We start from the raw sequence: 13,744 nt of genomic DNA, 5'->3' as shown, positions 1-13,744 counted from the left end.
TCAGCCCTTGATCTCGGTCCAGGCCTGGGTCCAGTCCTGGTACGTCGTGCACGTCACGTCCGTGCGGCCGTCCAGGCACTGCTCGATGGGCGTCGTCCAGTAGTGGATCTGCTCGGCGTAGGCCTCGTCGCCCGCGTGGTAGGTCTCGCAGAACCCCTTGCTCGCCAGGTCGCACGCCTTCTCGTTGGCCGGCGCCTCGCCGAACCACTCGGCGACGGACGCGTTGGCCTCGGGGCTGATGATGTGGTCGAGCCAGCCGTACGCGCAGTTCGGGCTCTCGGTCTCCGAGGAGACCATCCACGTGTCCGACCAGCCGGTGGCGCCCTCCTCGGGCAGGATCGCCTCGACCGGGGCCTTCTCGTCCTTGGCCAGGTTCACGATCACCTGCCACGTGGTGCCGACGACCGAGTCGCCGGTCTTGAAGGACTGGATCTCCTTCAGGTAGTCCGACCAGTACTCACCGACGTTCTCGCGCTGCTGCTTGAGCAGGTCGACGGCAGCGGCGAGCTGGTCCTCGTCGAGCGCGTAGGGGTTCTCGATGCCCAGGTCGGGCTGCGTCTCCATGAGGTAGAGGGCGGCGTCGGCGATGTAGATCGGCGAGTCGTAGGCCGTGACCTTGCCCGAGTACGCCGACGCCTCGTCGAAGACCGCGCTCCAGCTCGTCGGCGCCGGGGTGACGACGTCGGTGTTGTACATCAGCAGGTTCGCACCGTAGCCGTGCGGCACGCCGTACATCTGGCCTCCGACGGAGTTCCAGTCGCGGTCCTTGAGGAAGGACCAGACGTCGGCGTAGTTGCCGATCAGGTCGGTGTTGACCGGCGCCACGTCACCGCCGGCGATGAGTCGAAGGGACGCGTCGCCCGAGGCGGACACCACGTCGTACTGGCCCGACTTCATCAGGTTCACGGCCTCGTCGGAGGTGCCGAAGTACTTGACGTCGACCTGGCAGCCCGTCTCCTTCTCGAAGGGGGTCACCCAGTCCACGGACGGGTCCGTGGAGCCGTCCTCCGCGTAGCCGGGCCATGCCAGCACGCTGAGGCTGCCCTCCATGGCCCCGACCTCCGTGGACATCGGGAGGTCCGGAGCGGTGAAGCCGCCCTGCTCCTCCGTCCCGGTGCTGCCGCCGTCGTCGTCGTCACCGGCGGACGTCCCGCACCCGGTGACCGCGAGCACGAACACCGCGAGCGTCGCGGCGACCCTGGTGGTCTGCTTCATGGCATCTCCTTCTTCTGACGCTGCTGCGCCTGCGCTGGATGGTCCGAGAGGTCGATGACGTGCTCGTCGGCCCAGCCGACGGTGACCTGCTGGCCTCGACGGCTCCTGGCCTGGTCCGTGCTGCCCCGGAGGTTCTGCTTCAGCACCGTGAGCGTCGGCCCGGCGTCGAGCTCGACGAGGTAGTGGTTGACCGAGCCGAGGTAGATGACGTCGGCCACGGTCCCCCTGGCAGTCGTGCTGCCGGACTCGACGTCGGCATCGAGGTGGATCTTCTCCGGGCGGATGCTGAACGTGCCCTCCCTCCCGAGCACGGCCGGCGCCGCCTCGCCGGTGAGCAGGTTGGAGGTGCCCACGAAGCCGGCGACGAAGGCAGTGCTGGGGTTCTCGTAGAGCTCGGCGGGGGTCGCGACCTGCTCGATGCGGCCGTCGCTGAAGACGGCGATCCGGTCGCTCATCGTCAGCGCCTCCTCCTGGTCGTGCGTCACGAACACGAAGGTGATGCCGACCTCTCGCTGCAGCTGCTTGAGCTCGAGCTGCATCGCCCGGCGGAGCTTGAGGTCGAGGGCACCGAGTGGCTCGTCGAGCAGGAGCACCTTGGGCCGGTTGACCAGGGCCCGCGCGAGCGCCACGCGCTGGCGCTGGCCGCCCGACAGCTGCGTCGGTCGGCGTCGGGCGAGCTGTCCCAGCTGCACGGACTCGAGGGCCGCCATGGCGCGGTCCCGACGCTGCGAGGCGGGCACCTTCTTCACCCGGAGGCCGTACTCGACGTTGGCGAGGACGTCCATGTGGGGGAAGAGCGCGTAGTCCTGGAACACCGTGTTGACGTCACGGGCGAACGGCGGACGGGCGGTGACGTCCTCGCCGTCGAGCATCACCCTCCCGGCGCTCGGCTGCTCGAACCCGGCGACCATCCGCAGCACGGTGGTCTTGCCGGAGCCGCTCGGCCCCAGCATGGAGAAGAACTCGCCGTCGTCGATGCGCAGGTCGACGTCGTCCACGGCAGTGACGTTGCCGAAGGACTTGGTGAGGCCGACCAGCTCGACGGCCGGAGTGCTCATGCAGCTTCCTCCCCCACGCTCGGGACGACGGAATGCGTTGCGACCTCAGAGTAGGACCTCCGATCCCGCACTGGACATCATCGACGGATCACGATTCGGTGCGGGAAACTGAGGCCGGTGGTCCATACCAGGCCACTCTCCGGCGGCGCCCGGACACGCATCAGGGCCCCCGCCGGAGGCGGGGGCCCTGATGGTGGTGCTGGTGCTGGTGGAGCGGCGACTCCGATCAGGCGATCAGAAGTCCATGCCGCCCATGCCGCCCATGTCGCCGCCGGGCATGGCCGGCGACTTCTCGGGCTTGTCGGCCACGACGGCCTCGGTGGTGAGGAACAGCGCGGCGATCGACGCGGCGTTCTGAAGGGCCGAGCGGGTGACCTTCGCCGGGTCGATGATGCCCTCGGCGATCATGTCGACGTAGTCACCGGTCGCGGCGTTGAGGCCGTGACCGGCCTCCAGGTTGGCGACCTTCTCCGCCACGACGCCGCCCTCGAGGCCGGCGTTGATCGCGATCTGCTTGAGCGGGGCCGAGGTCGCGACGCGCACGATGTTGGCGCCGGTGGCCTCGTCGCCCGACAGGTCGAGCTTGTCGAACGCGGTGGCAGCAGCCTGGACGAGCGCCACGCCGCCGCCGGCGACGATGCCCTCCTCGACCGCAGCCTTGGCGTTGCGGACGGCGTCCTCGATGCGGTGCTTGCGCTCCTTGAGCTCGACCTCGGTGGCCGCGCCGACCTTGATGACGGCCACGCCGCCGGCCAGCTTGGCGAGGCGCTCCTGGAGCTTCTCGCGGTCGTAGTCGGAGTCCGACTTCTCGATCTCGGCGCGGATCTGGTTGACCCGGCCCTCGATCTGGGCCTGGTCGCCGGCACCCTCGACGATGGTGGTCTCGTCCTTGGTGATGACGACCTTGCGGGCCTGGCCGAGCAGCTCGAGACCGGCGGACTCGAGCTTGAGGCCGACCTCCTCGGAGATGACCTGGCCGCCGGTGAGGATCGCGATGTCCTGCAGCATGGCCTTGCGGCGGTCACCGAAGCCCGGCGCCTTGACGGCGACGGAGCGGAAGGTGCCCTTGATCTTGTTGACGACCAGGGTCGACAGCGCCTCGCCGTCGACGTCCTCGGCGATGATCAGCAGCGGCTTGCCGGACTGCATGACCTTCTCCAGCAGCGGGAGCAGGTCCTTGACCGTCGACACCTTGGAGTTGACGATGAGGACGTAGGGGTCCTCCAGCACGGCCTCCATGCGCTCGAGGTCGGTGGCGAAGTAGGCCGAGATGTAGCCCTTGTCGAACCGCATGCCCTCGGTCAGCTCGAGGTCCAGCCCGAAGGTGTTGGACTCCTCGACGGTGATGACGCCTTCCTTGCCGACCTTGTCCATCGCCTCGGCGATGATCTCGCCGACGGTGGTGTCAGCGGCCGAGATCGACGCGGTGGAGGCGATCTGCTCCTTGGTCTCGACGTCCTTGGCCATGGCGAGCAGCTGCTCGGACACGGCGGCGACGGCGGCCTCGATGCCGCGCTTGAGACCCATCGGGTTGGCGCCGGCCGCGACGTTGCGCAGACCCTCGCGGACCATGGCCTGGGCCAGGACAGTGGCCGTCGTCGTGCCGTCACCGGCGACGTCGTCGGTCTTCTTGGCGACCTCCTTGACCAGCTCGGCGCCGATCTTCTCGTAGGGGTCCTCCAGCTCGATCTCCTTGGCGATCGAGACACCGTCGTTGGTGATCGTGGGGGCGCCCCACTTCTTCTCCAGGACGACGTTGCGGCCCTTGGGGCCGAGGGTGACCTTGACCGCGTCGGCGAGGGTGTTCATACCCCGCTCGAGGCCGCGGCGGGCCTCCTCGTTGAAAGCAATCAGCTTGGCCATATCGCGTGCGATTCCTATCGACGTGAGTCTGTGTGTCGACGCCAGGCGGGCTGCCCGCGACGGACGATCCGCTCCACCCGCGATCCATTCCCGCCGGCTTCTGCGGACCTCAGCGTCACCTGGGTCGTTGTCACTCTCGTGAGGAGAGTGCCAACGTCATGTTTAGCACTCGACCCCCGAGAGTGCAAACGTCGGCTGACGCCAGAACGGCGCGCGCCCGTGGGGGGCCACGCGCCGCTCCGGCCCCATGGCCTACGGCAGGTTGATGAGCCTGATGCTCTCGGTCACGGCGATGACCGCGGTGGCGAAGATGGAGCCGAGATCAGAGCCAGTGGCGGCACAGAAGTAGTAGTCGCCGTCCTTGTTCTCGGCCGACACCTCGGCAGCCGTCGAGCAGTCGCTGTCAGCCTTGCTCGGGGCACCCGTGGGACCGGGCGAGGCGGCCTTGGCGAGGTGGTCACGGACCCACGGCGCACGGGGGGTCCTCTTCGAGCCGCCCGACGTGACCGCCTTCTCGCACGGGGCGTCGTTCGCATCGCCGAAGCCGATGACCAGGACCGTGATGCCGGAATCCTTCGCCGCCTGCGCGACGTCGTTGAAGTTGTCGCAGCCCCTCTTCCCGTTGCCGTTGTCGTAGAAGTTGCGGTCCGCACCCACGTCGCCGGAGTCGTCGAGCGAGGTCGACCCGGACTTGACCAGCTCGTCGGGCTGGCCGTCGGTCTCGAAGATGATGACCTTCTTGGCCGTGCCCGGCCGCTTCGGCAGCGACGACAGGTTGTTCGACTGCTTGCCCAGCAAGTAGCGCGCGGCGCCCTTCATGGCCGACGCCAGGTGGGTGCCGTAGCTCCCGGTCGACAACCCCGGAACCTCGCCGCTGGGCAGGCACTTCACTCCCTTGACCAGCTTGCTGGACTCATTGATCGGCGCGTCGCGGGTGGCCCGGTAGTCGTTGCTGAAGGGGATGGGGATCCACGTACCACCCTCGACGCCGTCGTCCTTGGTGGTGGAGGCGGTGGCGCAGCTCGACGTGGCCTTGCTCTTGTGCAGCGCACCGAAGGCGACGTAGTGCAGCGTCGGGTCCATGACCCCGAGGCTCGAGACGATGGCCGCCTGCATGTCCTCGCGATCGTCCTGCGACATGCTGGTCGTGCGGTCCGCCATGATCACGACGTCCATGGGGTTGGGCAGGGTCTCCCCGCACGCACCCTTGCAGGCCGAGGACGCCACCGAGCCCGTCGTGCCCTTCTTCCGCCCGATCACCGGCGCGAAGTCGAAGTCCACGTCCTTGGAGTCGCTGACCCGGATCGTGTTGCACCGGGCGGTGGACGGGCACGGGATGGAGCAGATCTTGGTGTTGCACCGGACCTGAGCGGTGGCATAGGTCCCGGGGTCGCAGGTGGCCGGGATCTGCCCAGCCGCCACCTGCTTGCCGGCACCGGTGGAGGCGACCACGCAGAAGAGCTCCGTGTCGGGCGTCATGGTCGGGTCCTGGGTCTTGGCCATCGTGACGGCCCAGGTCTTCGCGTTGGCTCCGCTCGCCGGCAGCTCGAAGGCGCCGGCGTGCGCGGCCGAGTCGACGTGGTCGTGGAGCTTCTGCCGCTCCATCGCGAGGGAGGAGATGTCCACGGCCAGCGCGGCACAGGCGAAGATGACGATCGCGAGCAGGCCGATGAGGACGACCACCGCCCCGCTCTCGTCCCTCCTCTCCTCCCTCGCCCGCGCCGCCAGCGCGCGCCTCACTCGATCCTCATCTGGCTGGTCTTCGACAGCGTCAGGCTGGACGACACGGCCTTGCCCATCGGGGTCAGCCACGCGTGCTGGTACGTCGCCGTCACCACGGCGACTCCCCCTGACGTGTGGTTCGCGTCCCACGACGCGCAGGTGCCCCCGAGGGGCGTCTTGCACGAGACGGTGACGGTGACCTTTCCCTTGAGGTCGGACAGCGAGTCGTTGACGACCTTGTCGACCTCGCTCTTGCTGGCACTGAGGCTGGCCGCTCGGACACCCTCACGAGCAGCGTTGTTGAGGATCGTGTAGCGGTTGATCGCGAACCCGAGGTCGATGATCGAGAACAGGACCGCCAGCAGGAGTGGCACGACGAGTGCGAACTCCACAGCTGACGCCCCGCGATCCTCGCGTGGGCGTGAAAAGGGCATGACTATTTCCTCCCGCAGGTGCGACGCGAGAACGCTCCCGACGCCGCGAAGGTTGTGACGGTGATCCGGCACGGATGACGGATCACCGGTCCCGCCCGCACCCCCCAGCGCAGGCAAGACAAGGGCAACCTAACTGGAGGGGGGCATGCCCCACCCCCCGAGAAGGACTTGTTTTGCCGTCCTGTCTAGACAGGCGGGTCAGCTGCTGCCGGCGAGCCTCGCGGCGAGCAGGTCGGCGAACGGCTCCGCGTTGGCCGGCGACACGTCGAGGTAGAGGCCCGGCTCGATGAGCTCGAGCTCGCTCACCACCCAGGCGCCGTCCCAGCGCAGCAGGTCGACGCGGAGGTAGTCCATCGGTCGGCCGAAGCGCTCCGCCATCGCGTCGTAAGCGCTCATCACCAGGTCGCCGACGTCGCCCGTCTCGACGGCGCGCACCCGGCCGCCGAACTCCTCGTTGACGCGTACGTCGCCCTCGCCGGGCAGTTTGTCGAAGCGCTGGCCGAGCCGCCCGTCGAGGACGTACACCGACGCCTCGCCGTGGGTGCGGATCGACTCCACGAGCGGCTGGACGACCCACGGCCCGTCGACCTCGGGGTAGTCGACGTGGCTGCGGACGGGCCTGCCCAGGCGCGGGTCGTCGGGGTCGGTCACCACGAGGAGCCCGGCTCCCCCGGCGCCGACGCGCGGCTTGACGACCGCGGTGCCGAAGTGGCGCACCGCGTCGGCCAGGCCGGCCCGGTCCTCGGCGAGCAGCGTCGGCACCGCCGGCAGGTTGCCGAGCTGGGTCAGGTAGCGCTTGTCGTGGTTCCAGGTGAAGACGTCGGCGCCGTTGAGCAGGCGGGCCTGGTCGAGCGACGCCGCCCAGGAGAGGAACTCGTCGTGGCGGGTGACGTAGTCCCAGGTGGAGCGCACCGCGACGAGGTCGGCAGCGGCCCAGTCGACCGACGGGTCGTCCCACCGGGCCCATGCGAAGTCGGTGCCCCGGCCGTGGAGGACGGCGTCGAGGGCGCCCGCGCCGGGCTCCCCCTGCGGCAGGTCACCGCTGGTGGCGAGCAGGACGCTCATGCGTCGGCGGAGCCGTCGGAGTCGTCGGGCAGCTCGGAGGCGCCGTAGAGCTCGTGCGCGACGTTGTCGCGGTTGGTGCCCTCCCGGTTGTCGCCCTTCTCGATGATCACGAGGTTGTGGTAGCAGTGCACGGCCCGCACCCACTGGTCGGTGTAGGTCGGCTCGTAGCCCTCGAGGAGGAACTCCTCGTGGTTGAGGCCGTCGACGAGGTCCTTGACCAGGTCCATCGACGTGCCGGGGGCGCGCGGGTCGAGCTGCCCGCCCCACGCCGGCCAGTAGGAGGTCTGGGTGTCCTCGATGCAGTAGATGGCACCGTCGGGCAGCAGCGGGAAGAGGATCCGGAAGGACTCGCGCACGTGGGCCGGGATGTGGCTGCCGTCGTCGATGACGACCAACGGCGCACCCTGCTCGTCGATGATGCGCGTGAGGACCTCGGGGTCGGTCTGGTCGCCGAGGTAGGTGTGGATGTGGCCCCGCGTCAGCCACGACTTGTCCTCGATGTCGAGCCCGACGATGCGGGCCTTGGGGAAGAACCAGCGCCACATCTTCATCGACGCACCGCTCTTGCGACGCTTCTTGTAGCCGCCGATGCCGAGCTCGAGCAGCGTGAAGGACTCGCCGCGCAGGTGCTGGAGGTGGCGCTCGTAGTGGGGGGTGTACTTGTGGACGCCCCACTTGTCGGTGCGGAACTCGATGGCCAGCTCGGTCAGGTTGCTGGCCAGCAACCGACGGCGGCGCTCGGCCTTCGGGTCGAGCGGCTCCGGCTCGGCCGGCGTGGGCGATGCCTGCATCCGACCGGCCTTCTTGGCAGCCTTCTTGACGGCCTGGCCGGCTCGTCGAGCAGTGGTGCGCACCCGGGAACCCTAGCCTGACCCACCCGCCTCGGGTGCGTGGTGCCCGAACGGCACGTCGGCCACGACGCCGAGGGCCGCGAGCACCGACGGGAGCATCGCCTTCGCCGTGCGCTTGTAGCCGTGCGCGCTCGGGTGGAAGCGGTCGAGGCTGAACATCTCCTCAGGGAGGGTGAAGAAGAACGGGCCGACCACGTGCGCCAGCGAGACCACCCGCGCACCGCGCGCCAGAGCCGCCTCTCGCTGGGCCTCCGCCAGCTGCCGCGATGCACGCGAGCCCAGCGCGCGGAGGGGCTGTGGCACCGGTCGGAGCGCGCCGAGGTCCGGGCAGGTGCCGACGACCACCTCCGTCCCGCGGGCCCGCAGGTCCTCGACCGCCTCGGCCAGGTGGCGTACGGACTCGGCGACCGGCACGCGGTGGGTCACGTCGTTCCCGCCCACCACGATGACGGCCACGTCCGGTCGGTATCCCCGAGGCAGGGACGCGAGCTGGGAGGCGAGCATGCTGCTCTCCGAGCCGACCACCGCTGCCGTCCTCAGCCGCACCGACCGGCCGGCGCTGGAGGCGATGCCGCGCGCCAGTCGGCTGCCGAGGGTGTCCTTGGCCCTGTCCGCGCCCAGGCCCGCGGCGATGGAGTCGCCGAGGACCAGCAGGTCCACCGGCTCACCGTGCTTCTTCTTGTAGTGGCGGTCGGCGTCGGGCGCCCGCTCTCCCAGCGGCTTGCCGATCGCACGCCGGGCCTGCGCCGCCTGTCGGTGCAACAGCTCGCGGGCGCCGTACGCCGTCCCTCCCGCCACGCCGCCGAGGACGGCCAGCGCGACGCCGGCCCGGGTCAGGTGTCTGCTCGCCACCGCACCTGTGAACCAGACCCACCTGAACAGCCGCGCAACCCCGGGCATCGCGGGACCCAACGGCACCCCACGGATGGGTCGATGTACTCAGGACAACGCGGCCGGGGCGCGCCACGGTGGGGGCATGACCGACACCTCCTCACCGGCACCGTCCCTCGCCACCCGCCCGGTGTCCCCGCACCAGCTCGCCTGGCTGCGCACCGAGCTCGCCGACTGGACCGCACACGGCCTCATCGACGACGAGCAGGCGGCCCGGATCGCGACGCGCTACCGCTCCGAGCACCACTCCCGGATCAGCATCGGTCGCGTGCTCCTCTCCCTCGGGGCCGGCTTCGTCGGTGTCGGTCTCATCTGGCTGGTCGCCGCCAACCTCGACGAGCTCTCACCGCTCACCCGCTTCGCCGTCATCGCCGCACTCTGGCTGGCGTTCCTGGCCGGCGGCGAGGTCTTGGCGAGCAGGAATGCGTCGCGCCCGGTGGTCGGCGCCGCACGCCTGCTCGCTGCCATGGGCGTCGGCGCCGTGATCTTCCAGGCGGCGCAGTCGCTGCAGGTCCCCGCCTACGAGCCGCGCCTCGTGGGACTCTGGGCGGCCGGCGCCCTGCTCCACGGCTACCTCACCCGGTCGCGCATGCCGTTCTTCGTCGGCCTCGTGGCCGGCGTGGTCTGGTGGCTGTGGCAACCGATGTGGGACGAGCCCCACGGTCTCACGGTGGTCCTGGTCCTCGGTGCGGGCTCGGTCCTGGGCGCGAGCGTGGGCGTGCTCGACGACGAGGGTCTCGCCACCTACGCCTGGGCGTGGCGGACGGTGGCCGCCGCGATGGCACTGGTGGCCATGTTCGCAGCGGCGATCCCCGGGATCGGCTCCGACGGGATCGTGTGGACGACCTGGCTGGTGGTCGAGATGGTGGTGGCCGGAGTCGTCGCCCTGGCCGCGGTGCTCACCCGTCGCGACCGACGCGCGCTGGAGCCGCTCGGCGCGACGGCCGTCCTCGTGGTCGCCACCCTGATCGCCGTCTGGACCACGGGCACCGACACCTCGTCGGTGGACGCCGCCGACTGGGGCCGCGCGGCGGTCTCGGTGCTCGCCTACGTCGTCCTCGCAGTCGGGCTGGTCGCGCTCGGCACCGTGCGCGACCACCAGGCCCTGACCTGGATGGCGATGGCCGGCCTCGTCGTCTTCACGACCTTCCAGAGCTTCGCCGTCTTCGCCCCGATCGTCACCGGCGCCTGGCTGTTCGTGGTGCTCGGCACCGTCTTCCTCGGCACCGGCTTCCTGTTCGACCGGGCCCGACGCGAGCTCGCGCAGGCACTCGACACCGACTCCCCCGCCGGCACCGAAGGAGCAGCCCGATGAACCGCATCGCCGCCACCGGGATCATCGCCGTCAGCCAGCTCGCACTGGTCGGCATCGCCGTCGCACCGCAGCTCTCCGCCCGGGTCGCCGGGGAGGCCTACCTGGTGCGGGTGGCGCCGGTCGACCCGATCGACCCGTTCCGCGGCGCGTACGTCGCGCTCGACTACCCCGACCTGCGCCACGACGGGTCGCAGTCCTCTGTCGAGCCCGGGCTCGGCTCGATGGAGGACGGGGAGTCCGGCGACGTCTACATCAGGCTCGTCGAGGAGGACGGCGTCTGGATCGGCGAGGAGTGGTCCCGCACGCGGCCGGACGAGGGCCCCTACCTGGCCTGCGACGACCGGTCGTGGCAGGTCCGGTGCGGCATCGAGAGCTGGTTCCTCCCGCAGGACGACGCACAGGAGGCCGAGCACCTGCTGCGCGACGGCGCGGTCGCCGAGCTGCGGGTCGACGACTGCGGCAATGCCACCGTGGTCGACGTACGCGGTCGGTGACCGGCACGGGCACGCGGGGGCTCAGCCCCCGGCGACCGCCGGGATCACCGAGATCTGCACGCCGTCGGGCGTGGCGGTCTGCAGCTCGTCGAGGAACCGCACGTCGTCGTTGCCGACGTAGACGTTGACGAAGCGGCGCAGCTGGCCGGCCTCGTCGAGGATCCGTCCCTTGATGCCCGCGTAGCTGGCGTCGAGGTCGTCGAGGACGGCCGAGAGGGTGTCGCCCTCGGCGCTCACCTCGGACTTACCTCCGGTGTAGGTGCGCAGGATGGTGGGGATCCGGACGGAGACTGACATTCGGACTTCCTTGTGTAAGTGGATGGGTTGAGCGCGCTCTGGTGCGTGCGGCTGCAAGGCGGACGCGCGCAGGCGACCTTTGAGCGAAGCGGGTCGTCAAGCGCGGACAACGCCGCAGACGTTCCACCAGAGTGCGCTCAAAGGACCTTCGACGCCACGAAGGCGTCATAGGTCGGGGCGATGGTGGCGGCCGGACCGACGCGGTCGGACACCGCGTCCAGCGTCTTGAGGCCGTGGCCCGTGTTGATGACGACGGTCTCCAGGGAGGTGTCGAGCTGACCGGTCTCGACGAGCTTCTTCAGCACGCCGACGGTGGTGCCGCCGGCGGTCTCGGTGAAGATCCCCTCGGTGCGAGCCAGGAGCACGATCGCCTCGCGGACCTCGTCGTCGCTGATGTCCTCGACCGCACCCCCGGAGCGACGACAGATGTCGAGGACGTAGATGCCGTCCGCGGGGTTGCCGATCGCCAGGCTCTTGGCGATGGTGTCGGGCTTGACCGGGCGGATCGCGTCGGTCTCGGCCTTGTAGGCCACCGACACCGGCGAGCACCCGGTCGCCTGGGCGCCGAAGACCTTGTAGGGCTTGTCCTCCACCAGGCCGAGCGTGATGAGCTCCTGGAATGCCTTGTCGACCTTGGTCAGCTGCGAGCCGGACGCGACGGGGATGACGATCTGGTCGGGCAGCCGCCAGCCGAGCTGCTCGGCGATCTCGTAGCCCAGCGTCTTGGACCCCTCGGCGTAGAAGGGGCGCACGTTGACGTTGACGAACGCCCAGCCCTCCTCCTCGCCGGCGATCTCCGAGGCGAGCTTGTTGACGTCGTCGTAGTTGCCGTCGACCGCGACGAGGCGGTCGGTGTAGACCGCCGAGTTGACCTGCTTGGGCTGCTCGAGGTTGCTGGGGATGAAGACGACCGTCGTGATCCCGGCGCGGGCTCCGGCGGCAGCGACGGCGTTGGCCAGGTTGCCCGTCGACGGGCACGCGAAGACCTTCGCGTCGAGCTCGCGAGCCGCACTCAGCGCGCAGGCGACCACGCGGTCCTTGAACGAGTTGGTCGGGTTCGTCGAGTCGTCCTTCACCCACAGCTTCTCGAGACCGAGCTCGCAGGCGAGGTTCTTCGCCTCGAGCAGCCGCGTGAAGCCGGGCTCGGTGTTGGGGCTCTGCTCGATGTCGTCGGGCACGGGCAGCAGCGCCTTGTAGCGCCAGATGTTGCGGGGCCCGGCGGCGATCTCCTCGCGGGTGACCGTCGGGAAGTCGTAGGCCACCTCGAGTGGCCCGAAGCACTCCGGACACGCGTAGAACGGGCCGAGGGCGACCTCGTGGCCGCACTCGCGGCAGGCCAGGGCTCGGGCGTTGCCGAAGGCGCCCTCGCGAAGCCCCTTCGACGGCGTGGGGGTGGTGGTCTCGTCCAACAGGGTGCTCATGAAGTCCTCCTTCTCATCTGTCCCCGCGACTCTCGCTGGGGTCGGATTTGGCACCTGCTCCCGCGACTGTCCGCCGTGAGGCGGACAGGAGGCTCGCGGGTGGTTGCCGGGACTTCGTCGGGCCGTTCCCTCAGTCCCTCGTGATGAGCAGGTTCAGCCTAGGGAGCCGTCTCACGATGTGCACATCCAGTCCACGATGTGGTCTGGACGGTGTCCGGGGTGCGGTCAGCCGGGCGCGTTCGACGCCGTGGTCAGCGGCGAGGTCAGCGGGGAGTGGAGAGAGCGGTCAGCAGCTCCACGACGCCCTGTGGTCCGTCGACGACGACGTCGGCGAGCCGGACCAGGTCGGGCTGCTCGGTCGAGGCCGAGCACACGACCAGGCCGGGCAGTCCCTCGGCGCGCAGCGAGCGGACGGCCTCGAACGCCTCCACGTCGCCGAGGTCGTCGCCCCCGAACACCACGCCGGTGGCCTCCTGCTGCGCGACGAAGGCCCGCAGGGCATGGCCCTTGTGCATGTCACCCGAGCGCACCTCGATGACGTTGCGACCCGGCTCGATGGTGAGGTGGTGGCGCTCCGCGAGGGCCGAGATGGGCTTCACCAGCCGCTCGAACGTGCCGGTCGGGTCCTCCATGCGGCGGGTGTGCACCGCGACCGCGAGGCCCTTCTCCTCGACGTACGCCCCGGCGGCGCCGGCGTTGCGCAGGACCGACGGCAGCTCGCGCTCGAAGCTCGCCAGCCCCGCCGGCGGCCGCGGTGACCGGATCCGCTGCTCCGTGGCCGACCAGCGCTCGTTGCCGTACTGGCCGAACACGAAGAGCTCGGCACCGCGGTCGAGCATGGCGTTGCCGAGCGCGTCGAGGTCGCCCATGGCGATGGCCTGGCGCGCCGGTCGACCGGTGATCACCGCGACCGCGCGCACCACCTCGGCGAGCTCGAGCAGCGCGCCCGGGGCCGCGGGGTGCAGGCGTGCCGCCTCGGGGTCGTCGACCACCGGCGACAGCGTGCCGTCGAAGTCCAGGCCCACGACCAGGCCGTCGAGGACATCGCGTACGGCGTCGTAGTGGGCGCGCGCGTCGTCGGAGGTGAACTCCATGGGTCAACCCAACCACGTGCGGCG

Annotated in this window: 13 protein-coding genes and 1 riboswitch; of the genes, 2 read left to right on the top strand and 11 right to left on the bottom strand. The window is 70.0% G+C overall.

Translation table 11 applies throughout. The features are described 5' to 3' along the window. From ACFQW6_RS21080 to ACFQW6_RS21045, 8 genes are all read right to left on the bottom strand, one after another. A complete protein-coding gene (locus tag ACFQW6_RS21080) occupies positions 1-1,215 on the bottom strand; it encodes an ABC transporter substrate-binding protein (protein WP_378550270.1) in 1,215 nt (404 codons plus the stop codon). Next, on the bottom strand, positions 1,212-2,273 hold the full coding sequence (locus ACFQW6_RS21075; protein WP_378550267.1) for an ABC transporter ATP-binding protein: 1,062 nt from the start codon (positions 2,271-2,273) through the stop codon (positions 1,212-1,214). The genes ACFQW6_RS21080 and ACFQW6_RS21075 overlap by 4 nt, the downstream gene beginning before the upstream one ends. 234 nt (positions 2,274-2,507) lie before the next feature. Continuing rightward, positions 2,508-4,136 carry a chaperonin GroEL gene (groL, locus tag ACFQW6_RS21070; RefSeq protein WP_378550264.1) on the bottom strand — a complete coding sequence of 543 codons (1,629 nt, stop codon included), beginning with the start codon at positions 4,134-4,136 and terminating at the stop codon, positions 2,508-2,510. Between the two features lie 252 nt (positions 4,137-4,388). Then, complete coding sequence (locus tag ACFQW6_RS21065) at positions 4,389-5,876, bottom strand: pilus assembly protein (RefSeq protein ID WP_378550261.1); 1,488 nt, start codon at positions 5,874-5,876, stop codon at positions 4,389-4,391. Further along, positions 5,873-6,250 carry a TadE/TadG family type IV pilus assembly protein gene (locus ACFQW6_RS21060; RefSeq protein WP_378550258.1) on the bottom strand — a complete coding sequence of 126 codons (378 nt, stop codon included), beginning with the start codon at positions 6,248-6,250 and terminating at the stop codon, positions 5,873-5,875. Before ACFQW6_RS21060 ends, ACFQW6_RS21065 begins: the two co-directional genes overlap by 4 nt. Before the next feature lie 240 nt (positions 6,251-6,490). Next, complete coding sequence (locus ACFQW6_RS21055; RefSeq protein ID WP_378550255.1) at positions 6,491-7,357, bottom strand: RimK family alpha-L-glutamate ligase; 867 nt, start codon at positions 7,355-7,357, stop codon at positions 6,491-6,493. Then, positions 7,354-8,211 carry a hypothetical protein gene (locus ACFQW6_RS21050; RefSeq protein WP_378550252.1) on the bottom strand — a complete coding sequence of 286 codons (858 nt, stop codon included), beginning with the start codon at positions 8,209-8,211 and terminating at the stop codon, positions 7,354-7,356. Before ACFQW6_RS21050 ends, ACFQW6_RS21055 begins: the two co-directional genes overlap by 4 nt. A 9-nt stretch (positions 8,212-8,220) precedes the next feature. After that, a complete protein-coding gene (locus ACFQW6_RS21045; RefSeq protein ID WP_378550249.1) occupies positions 8,221-9,060 on the bottom strand; it encodes an SGNH/GDSL hydrolase family protein in 840 nt (279 codons plus the stop codon). A 124-nt stretch (positions 9,061-9,184) separates the two neighbouring features. Between ACFQW6_RS21045 and ACFQW6_RS21040 the strand changes: the two genes are divergently transcribed. Both ACFQW6_RS21040 and ACFQW6_RS21035 read left to right on the top strand, forming a co-directional pair. Further along, positions 9,185-10,414, top strand: coding sequence for a DUF2157 domain-containing protein (locus ACFQW6_RS21040; RefSeq protein ID WP_378550247.1), 1,230 nt, complete (start codon positions 9,185-9,187; stop codon positions 10,412-10,414). Continuing rightward, positions 10,411-10,908, top strand: coding sequence for a GDYXXLXY domain-containing protein (locus ACFQW6_RS21035; RefSeq protein ID WP_378550245.1), 498 nt, complete (start codon positions 10,411-10,413; stop codon positions 10,906-10,908). Before ACFQW6_RS21040 ends, ACFQW6_RS21035 begins: the two co-directional genes overlap by 4 nt. A gap of 21 nt (positions 10,909-10,929) precedes the next feature. Here the strand turns inward: ACFQW6_RS21035 and ACFQW6_RS21030 are convergent, their stop codons facing one another. The 3 genes from ACFQW6_RS21030 to otsB form a co-directional block, all read right to left on the bottom strand. Next, positions 10,930-11,205 (bottom strand): MoaD/ThiS family protein, encoded by a 276-nt coding sequence (locus ACFQW6_RS21030; RefSeq protein WP_378550243.1) that lies wholly within the window; start codon positions 11,203-11,205, stop codon positions 10,930-10,932. Between the two features lie 137 nt (positions 11,206-11,342). Then, entirely contained in the window at positions 11,343-12,626 is a 1,284-nt protein-coding gene (gene thrC, locus ACFQW6_RS21025) for a threonine synthase (protein WP_378550241.1), read from the bottom strand. 10 nt (positions 12,627-12,636) lie between these two features. Continuing rightward, a riboswitch (SAM riboswitch) is annotated at positions 12,637-12,776 on the bottom strand. 113 nt (positions 12,777-12,889) lie between these two features. Then, the gene (gene otsB / locus ACFQW6_RS21020) at positions 12,890-13,720 is read right to left on the bottom strand and encodes a trehalose-phosphatase (protein WP_378550238.1); all 831 of its coding nucleotides are present in this window, start codon (positions 13,718-13,720) and stop codon (positions 12,890-12,892) included. Positions 13,721-13,744: the final 24 nt, after the last annotated feature.

Origin of the sequence: Nocardioides sp. GCM10028917 (assembly GCF_042666175.1) — a bacterium.
Lineage (GTDB): Bacteria > Actinomycetota > Actinomycetes > Propionibacteriales > Nocardioidaceae > Nocardioides.
The sequence above is the reverse complement of the archived record's forward strand: the minus strand, read 5'-3'. Positions and strand labels throughout refer to the sequence as shown.

Excerpts from the sequence above, each read along its gene's own strand:
- ACFQW6_RS21080 (WP_378550270.1), bottom strand. The coding sequence starts at position 1,215 with ATGAAGCAGACCACCAGGGTCGCCGCGACGCTCGCGGTGTTCGTGCTC.
- ACFQW6_RS21075 (WP_378550267.1), bottom strand. The coding sequence starts at position 2,273 with ATGAGCACTCCGGCCGTCGAGCTGGTCGGCCTCACCAAGTCCTTCGGC.
- groL (WP_378550264.1), bottom strand. The coding sequence starts at position 4,136 with ATGGCCAAGCTGATTGCTTTCAACGAGGAGGCCCGCCGCGGCCTCGAG.
- ACFQW6_RS21055 (WP_378550255.1), bottom strand. The coding sequence starts at position 7,357 with ATGAGCGTCCTGCTCGCCACCAGCGGTGACCTGCCGCAGGGGGAGCCC.
- ACFQW6_RS21040 (WP_378550247.1), top strand. The coding sequence starts at position 9,185 with ATGACCGACACCTCCTCACCGGCACCGTCCCTCGCCACCCGCCCGGTG.
- ACFQW6_RS21035 (WP_378550245.1), top strand. The coding sequence starts at position 10,411 with ATGAACCGCATCGCCGCCACCGGGATCATCGCCGTCAGCCAGCTCGCA.
- ACFQW6_RS21030 (WP_378550243.1), bottom strand. The coding sequence starts at position 11,205 with ATGTCAGTCTCCGTCCGGATCCCCACCATCCTGCGCACCTACACCGGA.
- thrC (WP_378550241.1), bottom strand. The coding sequence starts at position 12,626 with ATGAGCACCCTGTTGGACGAGACCACCACCCCCACGCCGTCGAAGGGG.
- otsB (WP_378550238.1), bottom strand. The coding sequence starts at position 13,720 with ATGGAGTTCACCTCCGACGACGCGCGCGCCCACTACGACGCCGTACGC.